The 12,800-nt window shown below is 39.5% G+C and carries 14 protein-coding genes; 13 read left to right on the forward strand and 1 reads right to left on the reverse strand.

Translation table 11 applies throughout. The features are described from left to right. Positions 1–13 precede the first annotated feature (13 nt). The 13 genes from plsX (at position 14) to PING_RS05815 (ending at position 11,501) form a co-directional block, all read left to right on the forward strand. Positions 14–1,054 carry a phosphate acyltransferase PlsX gene (gene plsX / locus PING_RS05755; RefSeq protein ID WP_011769488.1) on the forward strand — a complete coding sequence of 347 codons (1,041 nt, stop codon included), beginning with the start codon at positions 14–16 and terminating at the stop codon, positions 1,052–1,054. Continuing rightward, positions 1,047–2,006: a beta-ketoacyl-ACP synthase III gene (locus PING_RS05760; protein ID WP_011769489.1), complete on the forward strand. Its 960-nt coding sequence runs from the start codon at positions 1,047–1,049 to the stop codon at positions 2,004–2,006. The genes plsX and PING_RS05760 overlap by 8 nt, the downstream gene beginning before the upstream one ends. A gap of 37 nt (positions 2,007–2,043) precedes the next feature. Continuing rightward, a complete protein-coding gene (fabD, locus tag PING_RS05765; RefSeq protein ID WP_011769490.1) occupies positions 2,044–2,985 on the forward strand; it encodes an ACP S-malonyltransferase in 942 nt (313 codons plus the stop codon). Positions 2,986–2,987: 2 nt separating this feature from the next. Beyond that, positions 2,988–3,722, forward strand: a complete 735-nt coding sequence (gene fabG / locus PING_RS05770) for a 3-oxoacyl-ACP reductase FabG (RefSeq protein WP_011769491.1) — start codon at positions 2,988–2,990, stop codon at positions 3,720–3,722. 174 nt (positions 3,723–3,896) lie between these two features. After that, positions 3,897–4,130: an acyl carrier protein gene (gene acpP / locus PING_RS05775; RefSeq protein ID WP_011769492.1), complete on the forward strand. Its 234-nt coding sequence runs from the start codon at positions 3,897–3,899 to the stop codon at positions 4,128–4,130. A gap of 170 nt (positions 4,131–4,300) precedes the next feature. Further along, entirely contained in the window at positions 4,301–5,542 is a 1,242-nt protein-coding gene (gene fabF / locus PING_RS05780; RefSeq protein WP_011769493.1) for a beta-ketoacyl-ACP synthase II, read from the forward strand. A 72-nt stretch (positions 5,543–5,614) separates the two neighbouring features. After that, a complete protein-coding gene (pabC, locus tag PING_RS05785) occupies positions 5,615–6,451 on the forward strand; it encodes an aminodeoxychorismate lyase (protein ID WP_011769494.1) in 837 nt (278 codons plus the stop codon). Continuing rightward, entirely contained in the window at positions 6,441–7,439 is a 999-nt protein-coding gene (mltG, locus tag PING_RS05790) for an endolytic transglycosylase MltG (RefSeq protein WP_011769495.1), read from the forward strand. Before pabC ends, mltG begins: the two co-directional genes overlap by 11 nt. Positions 7,440–7,443: 4 nt before the next feature. Further along, positions 7,444–8,115: a dTMP kinase gene (tmk, locus tag PING_RS05795; protein WP_011769496.1), complete on the forward strand. Its 672-nt coding sequence runs from the start codon at positions 7,444–7,446 to the stop codon at positions 8,113–8,115. A 1-nt stretch (position 8,116) separates the two neighbouring features. Then, positions 8,117–9,145 carry a DNA polymerase III subunit delta' gene (gene holB, locus PING_RS19385; RefSeq protein ID WP_011769497.1) on the forward strand — a complete coding sequence of 343 codons (1,029 nt, stop codon included), beginning with the start codon at positions 8,117–8,119 and terminating at the stop codon, positions 9,143–9,145. Between the two features lie 164 nt (positions 9,146–9,309). Continuing rightward, positions 9,310–10,086, forward strand: a complete 777-nt coding sequence (locus PING_RS05805) for a TatD family hydrolase (RefSeq protein WP_011769498.1) — start codon at positions 9,310–9,312, stop codon at positions 10,084–10,086. An 846-nt stretch (positions 10,087–10,932) separates the two neighbouring features. Further along, positions 10,933–11,136: a cold-shock protein gene (locus tag PING_RS05810; RefSeq protein ID WP_011769499.1), complete on the forward strand. Its 204-nt coding sequence runs from the start codon at positions 10,933–10,935 to the stop codon at positions 11,134–11,136. Between the two features lie 182 nt (positions 11,137–11,318). Next, positions 11,319–11,501 carry a hypothetical protein gene (locus tag PING_RS05815; RefSeq protein WP_157035308.1) on the forward strand — a complete coding sequence of 61 codons (183 nt, stop codon included), beginning with the start codon at positions 11,319–11,321 and terminating at the stop codon, positions 11,499–11,501. Positions 11,502–11,857: 356 nt separating this feature from the next. Here the strand turns inward: PING_RS05815 and PING_RS05820 are convergent, their stop codons facing one another. Beyond that, a complete protein-coding gene (locus PING_RS05820; protein WP_011769500.1) occupies positions 11,858–12,445 on the reverse strand; it encodes an AAA family ATPase in 588 nt (195 codons plus the stop codon). Between the last annotated feature and the right edge of the window lie 355 nt (positions 12,446–12,800).

The raw sequence follows: 12,800 nt of genomic DNA on the forward strand, positions 1-12,800 counted from the left end.
GTAAGCAATTAGATTGTCTAAACTTACTATTGCTATCGATGCAATGGGGGGCGATGTCGGCCCCCATATTCCTATTTTAGCCGCTTTAAAATCACTTCAGTTACACCCCAATCTACACATTATTATTGTGGGAAACCGCACTCAACTGCTCCCTGTTTTAAAAAAATACCAGCTATCAGAGCATGCTCGCTTAAGTTTAATTCATACTGATAACGAGATATCTATGGAAGTTAATCCTGTTTATGCATTACGTCATAGGTCAGACTCTTCTATGCATATCGCCCTTAAACTTGTGTCACAGGGTAAAGTGGATGCTTGTGTCAGTGCCGGTAATACCGGTGCATTAATGTTGCTCGCCAAGCAAGCTTTAAAAACCCTACCGGGTATCTCTCGTCCTGCACTTATCTCATCTTTACCTAATATGCATTTAGGGCATACTTATATGCTTGATTTAGGGGCTAATTTACAATGTGACAGTCATACTTTATTTAATTTTGCGGTGATGGGCAGTGTGCTTTGCGAAAAGGTTGACCAAATTAATTCTCCCCGTGTCTCTATTTTAAATGTTGGCAAAGAAAAAAATAAAGGTGGGGATGTGCTCCAGCATTGTGCTGAACTATTAAAGCAAACTAAGCATATAAATTATGCCGGGTTTGTTGAAGCTAATGAGTTATTTACGTGCAGGTCTAATATTATTGTGACCGATGGTTTTAGTGGAAATATTGCACTGAAAAGTTGTGAAGGTATGGGGCGAGTCTTCAGCGAACAACTGGATAAAGCGATAAATTCAAGTTTATACAGCAAGTTGCTGGGAAAATTATTAAGACCCATATTAAAAAAGCAATTAAAACATTTGCATCCGGATATGTATAATGGCGCAAGTTTAATTGGATTACGTGGTATTGTTGTAAAAAGTCATGGCAGCGCCAACGAAATTGCATTTACCTGCGCTATTGAGCATGCCATACAAGAGACTCAATGGCAGATTCCTGCAAGTATTTCAAAAAAGTTAGAAACTGTATTATCAGAGCGAGATGATTTATCACATGAATAGCAAAATTATAGGTACTGGTGGCTATTTACCAGTAACAGTGCGTAGCAACGACGACTTAGAAAAAATGGTTGATACCAGTGACGAATGGATCACAACCCGCACAGGTATTAAAGAGCGTCGTATTGCCAATCAACAAGAGACAATTGCCTTTATGGGTAAAGAAGCAGCTTTGCAAGCGTTAGAGGCTGCCAATTTAACCGCTGAAGATTTGGATCTGATTATTGTAGGGACGACAAGTAACCATAATGCATTCCCGTCTGCCGCCTGTGAAATACAAAATTTATTAGGTATATATGATATACCTGCCTTTGATATTTCAGCAGCTTGTGCCGGTTTTACCTATGCATTAAGTGCTGCTGATAACTTTATTAAAGCCGGTAGTGCAAAAAAAGTATTAGTCATAGGGGCTGATACCTTAGCTGCAACTTGTGATTCAACGGATCGTTCGACTATCATTTTATTTGGTGATGGTGCAGGTGCGGTTGTTATTAGTGCCACTGAAGATGAAGGTATTTTATCAACACATATCAATGCCGATGGCCGTTTTGGTGAATTGTTAAAATTACCCAATCCACAGCGTGGTAATGCCCAAACAGTTCATGAAGCTTACCTATCAATGTCGGGTAACGATGTTTTTAAAGTTGCCGTTAAAAAGTTAAGCCAAGTCGTTGTTGATACACTGGCTGCTAATAATATCGAAAAAGAGCAACTGGACTGGTTAGTGCCGCATCAGGCTAATAAGCGTATTATTACTGCTACCGCAAAAAAATTGGGTATGTCCATGGATCAAGTTATTTTAACGCTTGAAAATCAGGGTAATACCTCTGCTGCATCTGTGCCTCTCGCCTTAGATGAGGGAGTACGTTCAGGGAAAATAAAACCCGGCCAGTTAATCTTATTAGAAGCATTTGGCGGCGGATTTACCTGGGGCTCAGCGCTAGTGCGCATGTGAATAAATAAAAATCAATCAATATCTGGAAATATAAAAAATGACAAACTTTACATTTGCTTTCCCCGGTCAAGGCTCTCAACATGTTGGCATGTTGGCCGAGCTTGCACAATCTTGCCCCGTTGTGGTTGAAACGTTTAAACAAGCAAGTGATGTGCTAGGTTACGATCTTTGGGATCTTGTTCAACAAGGCCCTGCGGAAATATTAAACCAAACAGATAAAACACAACCCGCTTTATTAACAGCTTCCGTTGCACTTTGGCGCGTTTGGGCTGAGCAGAAGGGTCCAACACCTTCTGTTATTGCAGGACATAGTTTGGGTGAATACTCAGCATTAGTCTGTGCCGGAGTGATTGAATTTAAAGATGCCGTTAAATTGGTTGAATTACGCGGGCAGCTAATGCAGCAAGCTGTTCCAGCAGGCACTGGGGCAATGTCTGCCATTATTGGTTTAGATAATAATAAAATTGCCGAATGTTGTGTACAAGCTGCCGAGGGACAAATTGTGTCGCCGGTTAACTTTAATTCACCGGGCCAGGTGGTTATTGCGGGTAATAAAGAAGCGGTTGAGCGTGCTGGAATCCTATTAAAAGAAGCCGGTGCAAAACGTGTATTGCCTTTACCCGTGAGTGTGCCATCACATTGTGCCTTGATGAAACCTGCTGCGGAAAAATTGGCCGTTGCATTACAATCGATTCATTTTAATACTCCAAACATTGCTGTGATTAATAATGTTGATGTGGTTGCCGAAAGTGATGTTGAAAAAATTAAAGATGCGCTTGTCCGCCAATTATTTTGTCCGGTGCGTTGGAGTGATATTGTTGAAAAAATGGCATCCGATGGCATTACAATACAAGTTGAAGCTGGCCCTGGTAAAGTATTAAGTGGTTTAGTTCGTCGTATTAATAAAAGTCTAACTGCGCAAGTTATTAACGATAATGCGACGCTTGAAAAAGCATTAGCTGCGGTTAAAGGAGAATAAAGATGAGCATGGAAGATAAAGTTGTATTAGTGACGGGCGCGAGTCGTGGTATTGGCCGCGCAATTGCAGAGCACTTTGCTGCATTAGGTGCGACTGTTTTAGGCACGGCAACCAGTGAAAATGGCGCCAATGCGATCAGCGACTATCTTGCTGAAACAGGCAAAGGTTTTGTTTTAAATGTGACCGATAATGACTCAATTGCTGCACTGTTTAGTGATATTAAAAAACAATATGGCGCGGTGGATGTACTGGTGAATAATGCTGGGATCACGCGTGATAATTTATTAATGCGCATGAAAGATGATGAGTGGGATGACATCATAGGCACTAACTTGACGCCTATTTTTAAAATGAGTAAAGCGGCTATCCGTGCGATGATGAAAAAACGCCAGGGCCGTATTATTAATGTTGGTTCAGTGGTGGGTAGTATGGGCAATGCGGGACAAACTAATTACGCTGCGGCTAAAGCAGGTGTTATTGGTTTTACTAAATCGTTAGCGCGTGAAGTTGCAAGTCGCGGTATTACGGTTAATACTGTTGCACCGGGTTTTATTGAAACGGATATGACTAAAGCATTAACTGATGAGCAACGCGCTGCGACCTTATCTGCAGTGCCTGCTGGCCGTCTCGGAGATCCCAAAGAGATTGCAGCAACAGTTGCATTTTTAGCCTCGGATGGCGCAGCTTATATAAACGGTGAAACCATTCATGTAAACGGTGGCATGTATATGGTCTAATTCCGACTATATATTTAGATTTGGTAGTTAAAAAATGGGCATTTAGACAAATTTTGACTAATATCCTTAAAAATAATTTTTAACTAGTGGTACAATGCTCGAAATTAAACGTAATAGCATATATTGTTGTTATTACCATTGGCGCAACTGCGTAATACACAAAGGAAAATAAACATGAGCAATATCGAAGAACGCGTAAGAAACATCATCGTTGAACAACTTGGTGTTCAACTAGAGGAAGTTAAAAACGAAGCTTCTTTTGTTGACGATCTAGGTGCTGATTCTCTAGATACTGTTGAGCTTGTAATGGCTCTTGAAGAAGAGTTCGATACAGAAATTCCAGATGAAGAAGCTGAGAAAATCACGACTGTTCAATCAGCTATCGATTACGTTGTAAATAACGGTTAATCATTGTTCTTAAATGATAAAGTCTTTCTAAAGGCGGTCTTTTGACCGCCTTTTGTGTATGTATTGCACAGTGTTTAAACAGATAATTATACTAACTAAATTAACACTTAAATTTTATCATTAGATGAGTATTTATTTAGTCTAATTTATACATATTAGGAGAAGTTATAATGTCAAAAAGAAGAGTCGTTATCACAGGCTTAGGAATGATCACACCCGTAGGCAACACGGTCGATAAGTCATGGGAAGCGGTTAAATCAGGGAAAAGTGGTATCTCAAATATTGATTTTTTTGATACAACACTGTTTTCTACGAAATTTGCCGGTTTGATTAAAGACTTCAATGTCGAAGAATATATGCCGCGTAAAGAAGCCCGAAAAATGGATCTCTTTATTCAGTATGGCATTGCTGCTGCCGAGCAGGCATTTCAAGATGCTGGGATTGTTGTAACCGCAGAAAATGAAGATCGCATTGGCGTTGCTATTGGCTCCGGCATTGGCGGCTTGGGGTTAATTGAGAAAAACAAAGAGAGTTTTGATAAAAGTGGCCCTCGTAAGATAAGTCCATTTTTTGTCCCTTCAACCATCATTAATATGATCTCTGGACATGTATCAATCAATAAAGGCCTAAAAGGTCCCAATATTGCGGTAACCACTGCGTGTACAACCGGAACGCACAGTATCGGTCTTGGTGCACGTATGATTCAATATGGTGATGCTGACATAATGATCGTTGGCGGGGCGGAAAAAGCATCAACAGAACTTGGCATGGGCGGTTTTGGTGCTGCACGCGCTTTATCGACACGTAATGATTCTCCTGAAACAGCAAGCCGTCCTTGGGATAAAGATCGTGATGGTTTTGTACTGGGTGATGGTGCAGGCATATTAGTTTTAGAAGAATATGAACATGCAAAAGCGCGGGGTGCAAAAATTTATGCTGAATTCGTTGGTTTTGGTATGAGCGGTGATGCCTACCACATGACTTCACCTCCAGCTGATGGCGCAGGTGCTGCCGCAGCAATGAGAAATGCTATTAAAGATGCTAAAATTAACGCTACAGACATTCAATATATTAATGCCCATGGTACATCTACACCTACAGGTGATCTGGCTGAAAATCAAGCAGTAAAAACTGTTTGGGGTGATGCAGTTAACGATGTGATGATGAGTTCGACAAAATCGATGACCGGGCATTTGTTGGGTGCCGCGGGTGCAATTGAGGCTATCTTTAGTGTACTGGCTTTAAAATATCAGCTTGCTCCACCCACGATCAACTTGGAAAATCCAAGTGAAGGTTGTGATTTAGATTATGTTACTGATGGCAAAGCCCGTCCTGCTGATATTGAATATGCTTTGTCAAACTCATTTGGTTTTGGCGGGACAAACGCTTCGTTGATCTTTAAACGTATCTAGTATTGTCAAATCAAGTTAAAATAATAACCCGATTCTAACATCGGGTTTTTTATAGCTAATAGAACTGAATTTATGTTAATAAACGGCACTGAATCTACAACAATTGCAGCCGATGACCGGGGTTTAGCCTACGGAGATGGTCTATTTTCAACCATAAAAGTTGAACGTGGTATTGTGCAACTGTGGGATTATCACCTGCAAAGGTTGCAATTGGGTGCAAAAAAGCTTTTTTTCCCTGAAGTTGATTGGTTATTATTATCAAGCGAACTGCACTATTTAGCAAAGACGGTTGCTGAGCAGCCTTTTGCTGTGATTAAAGTAATGCTAACACGAGGCTCCGGGGGACGGGGGTATAGTATTCAAGGATGCAGTTCACCACAACGTATCTTATCTGTCCATCCTTACCCGGTCTTTTATCAACAATGGCAAAGGGATGGATTAAAGGTAATCCAATGCAGGCAGAAATTAGCGATTAATAGACAATTAGCGGGTTTAAAAACATTAAATCGTTTAGAGCAAATATTGATAAAACATGAATTAGAAGCGCAAGATGCCTTTGAGGGGATCGTTTGTGATAATGATGGCCACGTTATTGAAGCTTGCAGTGCTAATCTTTTTCTTAAACTAAAAAATCACTGGGTGACACCAAAACTTGATGGCTCTGGTATTGCAGGTGTTAAACGTCGACAAATTATGGAATTATCAGCCAAAGCGGGGCAGCCCATTAGGGAAATGAAGATAACCATTAATGATCTATTAAATGCCCAAGCTGTCTGCTTAAGCAACGCATTAATGGGAATAGTACCTGTTATTCAATACCAATCCCATTGTTACCCTGAATCCAGTCTTTTGCATATACAAAAATTACAGTCACTAGTAGAGAAAGGAGAGGTGTTTAATGCCGACTAAAAAGATTGTCTTGAGCCTGTTTTTTTTGATATTCCTGGTCTTAGGCAGCGTTATTTGGGGTCAGAAAAAATTAAACAGTTATTTAAATACGCCTCTGGTGAACCAACCTACCTTATTCACTATTAATAATGGCAGTAATTTTCACCATTTAGGTAATAACCTGTTAAAGACAGAAATTATCTCTGACCTGACTTGGTGGAAAGTGCTGGGTAAACTACATCCTGAATTAATCAATATAAAATCAGGTACTTACCAGTTTGAGAAGGGCTTTACATTAAATGATATATTAATGACCGTTAATAAAGGTATTGAGCATCAATTCATTATTACTTTTGTTGAAGGCAGTACGTTTAAGGAGTGGTTACCGATATTAAATAACGCTCCCTTTATGAAACCGTTACAGGAAACTGAAGCGCAGATATTAGTGCGCCTGAATAGTTCTTATGAAAAATTGGAAGGTTTGTTATTTCCTGAAACTTATCATTACAGTGCGGGCATGAGTGCCTTTCAGATAATTAAAAAATCCTATGTAAATCAGCAGCAGATATTAGAAAAACTATGGGCTGACAGGGATAAAACACTGCCTTTTAAAACGCCCTATGAGGCACTTATTCTCGCATCAATAATTGAGAAAGAAAGTGGCTTGTCAGCTGATCGCGATAAAATTGCCTCGGTTTTTATTAATCGGATGCGCATTGGTATGCGCTTACAAACCGATCCAACCGTTATTTATGGTATGGGGGATCGTTATGATGGACGAATCCGCAGTAAAGATTTGCGTGAGGAAACGGATTATAACACTTACCGTATTAATGGGTTGCCCCCTACACCCATTGCGATGCCAAGTGAAGCTGCGCTGTATGCCGCGCTGCACCCATCGACAACAAAATACTTGTACTTCGTGAGCAAGGGGGATGGCACCTCTTATTTCTCTAAGAGTCTAAGAGAGCATAATAATGCTGTGCAAAAATATATTTTAGGAAAATAACAACATGCCCGTTTCGAAAAAGTCAGCTGCAGAAATATTAGTGAGTAAATTTATCGTTATAGAAGGCCTTGAGGGAGCTGGCAAAAGTACGGCTGTCTCTTATATAACCAAGTGGTTATTCAAGCAGAATATAGCGACCTGCGATACTGTTTATACGCGTGAGCCGGGTGGCACGGAATTGGCGGAAAAAATGCGCGATATAGTGAAGATCGAAGTCACTGGTGAAAAATTAGATGATAAAGCGGAATTATTACTGATGTATGCAGCCCGTGTGCAACTCGTTGAGCATATAATTAAACCGGCATTAGTTGCGGGAAAAATTGTTGTGGGCGATCGCCATAATATGTCCTCTTTAGCTTATCAAGGTGGTGGGCGAGGCATTGATTTAGCGCTGATTGAAGTGATCAAAAAGTTGGCATTAGGTGACTTTAAAGCAGACTTAACACTTTATCTGGATATTGATCCCGAACTTGGTTTACAACGCGCAAGAGGGCGCGGAGAGTTAGATCGTATTGAGCGGCAAGCGATTGATTTTTTTGATCGTACGCGAGCCGTTTTCCTCTCTTTAGTAGCAAAGGATAAAAATGCAGTCACCATTAATGCTGGTCAGTCCCCAGAGTTAGTTGAAAAAGCTATCTTTGTGGCCTTAGATAAATGGGTAATGAGTCTTGCTTGATATGACCTTGGAAAACAGCAAAAAATCCGTCGTTACTCCCTGGTTAACGCCGGTATTTAAGCAATTAATAAACACTTTTCAGGCGGGTCGATTTGCGCATGCTTTATTATTTACAGGTTGTGCGGGAATTGGTAAGTTTGAACTTGGAAAGCACCTTGCCAAGTACCTTTTATGCTCCAATAAACAAGCTGCGTCCTGTGGACATTGCCATTCCTGTCAGCTTTTTGAGGCGCAAAATCATTTAGACTTTCATCTATTACAAAATGAAACTAATAAATCGATTGGTATTGAACAGGTAAGAAACTTAATTGCTAAGCTTAATGAGCGTCCCCATTTAGGGGATAATAAAGTGGTTATTATTAAAAATGCCAACTTATTAACCACGGCAGCAGCCAATGCATTACTTAAAACTCTGGAAGAGCCACAGGGTAATAGTTACTTGATTCTGCTTACGCGCAGCCATCACCAACTTATGCCGACCTTATTAAGCCGTGTTCAGCATACTCATTTACATACGCCGGAAGATACCGAGTTGTTCGCTTGGCTTGCTTTGCAGGGATTTAATATTCAAGATATAGGTTTATTGCGCCTCTATCAAAATAGTCCTTTTGCTTTATTAAGTCACTTGCAGAGCGTGCGGGCAGAAACAGGGGATGATGAACGCCGAGAGTGTGTCGAGGGGTTGTTTTATTTGCTCAGTCACCCGGAAACTTTATTTACCTTTAGTGTGTTTCTGGCGGAACAGGCGGAACAACGTTTGTTATTACTTTTCTATCTTTTACATGATTTACACAAGCTAAAATTAGCCGAGTGTATTGCCGGCAACGAAATTCAATTAGAAAGCGATGCCGTGTATGGATTTGCTTATCCACAATTACAGATTTGGAAAAATCGAATAAGCTTAAAAAGTTTACGTTTTTTATGCGACGAATTATTGCAAACGCGTAATCTGTTAGTTGAGCATTCGGCATTAAAAAAAGAACTTTTGATTAATGCCCTGTTAATCAAAATAAAAAATGAATTTAAATGATCATTACTGGGTTGTTTAATCAGCAATATTGATAGTGAACAAGCAGCTGCTTTGAGCTTAATCCTCGCGTGAAATTGATAGTGAATAAGCAGGTACTTTGAGTTTAACGCCAGCGTAAATAGGCGTTAACAACTTTTGCAGAATAGGTAAGTTAAGGAATTAAAATGTTAGTAGATTCGCACTGTCATCTGGATCGTTTAGATTACAAAAATAAGCATAAAGATTTATCTGACGTGGTTAATAAAGCCAAAGAACAGGGGATAGACCACCTGTTAAGTGTCTGCGTGACCTTAAAAGATTATCCTGCAATGGCTGAATTAATTGCGCCATTTCAGGAGATATTCAGCTCCTGTGGTGTGCATCCGCTTTATCAGGATGAAGTGCTTAATGAGGACCTTTTACTTGAATATGCACGACAGGAAAAAGTCGTTGCGATAGGTGAGATGGGCCTGGATTTTTTCTATTCGCCAGAAAATAAAGCCGAGCAGGAAGCTTCTTTTAGAAGCCAGATTCGCGTGGCAAAAATAGTTAACAAACCGATAATAGTGCATACCCGTGATGCGCGTGAAGCGACCTTAGAAATTTTGCGTAGCGAGGGCGCTGAGCAGGTTGGCGGTGTTCTGCATTGTTTTACGGAATCCCTAGAAATGGCCCAAGCGGCAATGGAGATGGGCTTTTATATTTCTGTTTCAGGGATTGTTACCTTTAAAAATGCAAAGGAGTTACAAGCTGTGATTAAAGAAATTCCATTGGAGCGATTATTAGTTGAAACTGATTCCCCCTATTTAGCGCCTGTTCCGCATCGGGGGCAGGAAAATGAGCCTGCTTATACGCGCGATGTTGCTAAATTTGTTGCAGCCTTAAAAGGGGTCACATTAGAAGAGTTGGCTGCAGTGACAACGGCTAACTTTTTTAGGTTATTTGCGCATGCGAAAAAATAAAGCCCTGCTTATTAATAAAGTGCTATAACATTGGCTTGATAAACAATAACTTGATAAACAACGGCTTGATAAGTAAATCGTGTTATGTCACCAAGCCGTCCCAGCTGCTCGCGGTCATTATTTGATCTAATCTTCTTAATTTCACGCCGCAACTGATAGCATTGGAAAAATCAAAGGATTTGCCAATTATATTTATGCGCAAACCGCTAAGACTGTTGTGTGGCCTGAAATGTAAAATATTATGAATAGCCGTGCTAACTTTAAGATTAGCCCAGTTTAACTCGGTTTTTTACTGAACAGGTGAAATAAAATTGCTTGACCTGATCATTACCCTCTATCCTCATTTCCCCTAAGAGACAGCATAAAAGTAACTGTTTTTAAACTATTCTTAGTTACCTGGCTAGGGGGCAACTTTATCTTTAAGCTGTTACCTGTTATTCGCTGCAAAATCAATTCCATCTCTATTTTTAAGCGTAATTTTTTAGTGTTTTTTGGCTTATTTTGCTGATGATGAACTACAATTTATTGTGTCAGGTTGAATGATACTGATCTGTATAAATATCTAATCAACTATGCTGGTTAAAGCAGATAATAACAATGTTATTGACAATGTTATTGACAAGGTTATTTCAATTCCAATAGAGCAAAATATTGGTCGATCAAACACTTTGTTATCATCCATTTTGTCAAGCATTTTGGGTTATTTAATGATATAGATTGGTATTGCTGGCAAACATGCAGTCAAATTTGTTGCTATTTAAATAAATACTATATTACTGGCTTTGCCTATGTGAATTTTTATTATGGTAGAAAGGCCGAGGTAAGATATAAAAGAGGATCTACGTTATGAGTATTGGGACAGTTAAGTGGTTTAATGCAGATAAAGGTTTTGGTTTCATTACACCAGAGGAAGGGGGAAACGACTTGTTTGTACACCATTCTCAAATTAAAACGGGAGGGTATGCGACTCTCAACGAAGGCCAGAAAGTTGAATATGAAGTTGGGGAAGGTCAGAAGGGACCCTGTGCCAATAACGTTGTGCCTCTTTAAGAGTAAGTATTTTACGGCAACAGAGTTAGTCTGTGCACAAGGATAGGTATTGATGGCGCATTGTCAATCTGCACAAAAAGATAGGCGCTGTTGCCGTATTGTTAGTTTTGCGCATAAGGACAGGCGCTGTTGCCGCCAGTATTTTTTAATCTGTATCACTTTATGGGCAACGAAGGAGAATAATGATGAAAGTTTCAATCATTGAAAATGATGGTGAGCGCATAGTGGCATCCTACGAAATAAGTTTCGTCGAGCTAGACCATGAACCTTCAGATGAGGAATATTATTCTGAGGCATGGCAACGGGCAATTGAAGAAGACCTTGTGGTAGAGGATGATTTAGAGGATTACCGTTTTAGCTTTTAATTTAAGTCTTAAAGAAACATATTATGTGGACGATAAGCAAACAGTGTCATTACTGCACTGCTCAAAAGATTATCATTATATCAAGGATTTCAGGTTGATTCTGAATAGCTATAAACAGCAAGGTAATTTTAACTATCTGCTTAGTGGTAAATATTTCATCCAGTTTAGACCTCTCAGATTGATAAAAAAGGTTGCTCGTACCACATTTTATTACTCCGACCTTCAGCGTATCTGTGAAAAATAATAATACAGTAAAAACCTTTATTACTCATGCTATTGAATAATAAAATGAACAAAGTGCGGGTTGTAGGCACATTCTGACGTTCATACCGTCTGCTAAGAGTGTTATGGGCGGTTTATATTTTATCGATTACATCCTCAATGGTCGTAATGCCAAACATAATCTTTTTAATGAAAGATTCTGAGCTAGAAACTAAATTGAAATTGGGATGTTGGGACCATATCTGCTGTAGTTTTTGATCCAGAATAATTGCTTTTTGAGCTGATTCATTTCTGACCGGGTTATTACTTTTGATTTCTTGACCTGACTTCGCAGCCGTTTCAAAAAAAATGACCGCATCATAGCGACTTAATTCAAAATTCAATGAAGTATTCATTGTTTTAAAAAAGTCTTCTTCTGAATGTGGCCAATAGGCAAGTCCATCTAAACAACCCCTGTCGCACAGGATAAGGCCATCTGGGGTCGTTTTTCGCTGAATATCTTCTAAGTGCCTTTGTAAATTAAAGATGGCGACTTGCTGTGCGCAGGCTACTTCTGTTACGAAGGAGCGATCAATACCACCACTAAATATCATCGTCGCAGCTTCAGGCACCGAGACGATTTTTCCTTTTAATTCACGTCGAAACAGATCCAGAGCCGTTGTTTTCCCACCTCCGGGGCCACCGGTTAACACAATACGTCTCTTTATATTTAATTTATTCATAGTACTTCCCATATTGATAGATTTAGTAAAAATCTTAACCAATTTCCAACATATTGTTATTTTGGAATTTTTATAGAGTAATAAAAATTATGGCTATTAATTATTATTATTCAATATCTGTACTTAGCTATTCTTTAGGTTAAAAAATATTGGCAAGGCGTTTATTTAAAGCGGCAGGATTGAGCTGATATTTATGTGTCTTGGTATAAAAGTGTTCTGCGCTGCGCTGATCAAAGTTTATATTGAATAATACAGTCTCTTTGCCGGTGCCCAGCGCAGAACGTTTTTAGATTGAGCAACATGTGTAGACGAAAGGTAAACAGACGCTAAATTTTATTCTATGCCCAATTGGGTT

This window comes from Psychromonas ingrahamii 37 (assembly GCF_000015285.1).
Lineage (GTDB): Bacteria > Pseudomonadota > Gammaproteobacteria > Enterobacterales > Psychromonadaceae > Psychromonas > Psychromonas ingrahamii.

Coding starts and splice junctions, on each gene's coding strand:
- PING_RS05760 (WP_011769489.1), top strand. CDS start 1,047: ATGAATAGCAAAATTATAGGTACTGGTGGCTATTTACCAGTAACAGTG.
- fabD (WP_011769490.1), top strand. CDS start 2,044: ATGACAAACTTTACATTTGCTTTCCCCGGTCAAGGCTCTCAACATGTT.
- fabG (WP_011769491.1), top strand. CDS start 2,988: ATGAGCATGGAAGATAAAGTTGTATTAGTGACGGGCGCGAGTCGTGGT.
- acpP (WP_011769492.1), top strand. CDS start 3,897: ATGAGCAATATCGAAGAACGCGTAAGAAACATCATCGTTGAACAACTT.
- fabF (WP_011769493.1), top strand. CDS start 4,301: ATGTCAAAAAGAAGAGTCGTTATCACAGGCTTAGGAATGATCACACCC.
- pabC (WP_011769494.1), top strand. CDS start 5,615: ATGTTAATAAACGGCACTGAATCTACAACAATTGCAGCCGATGACCGG.
- mltG (WP_011769495.1), top strand. CDS start 6,441: ATGCCGACTAAAAAGATTGTCTTGAGCCTGTTTTTTTTGATATTCCTG.
- tmk (WP_011769496.1), top strand. CDS start 7,444: ATGCCCGTTTCGAAAAAGTCAGCTGCAGAAATATTAGTGAGTAAATTT.
- holB (WP_011769497.1), top strand. CDS start 8,117: ATGACCTTGGAAAACAGCAAAAAATCCGTCGTTACTCCCTGGTTAACG.
- PING_RS05805 (WP_011769498.1), top strand. CDS start 9,310: ATGTTAGTAGATTCGCACTGTCATCTGGATCGTTTAGATTACAAAAAT.
- PING_RS05810 (WP_011769499.1), top strand. CDS start 10,933: ATGAGTATTGGGACAGTTAAGTGGTTTAATGCAGATAAAGGTTTTGGT.
- PING_RS05815 (WP_157035308.1), top strand. CDS start 11,319: ATGATGAAAGTTTCAATCATTGAAAATGATGGTGAGCGCATAGTGGCA.
- PING_RS05820 (WP_011769500.1), bottom strand. CDS start 12,445: ATGAATAAATTAAATATAAAGAGACGTATTGTGTTAACCGGTGGCCCC.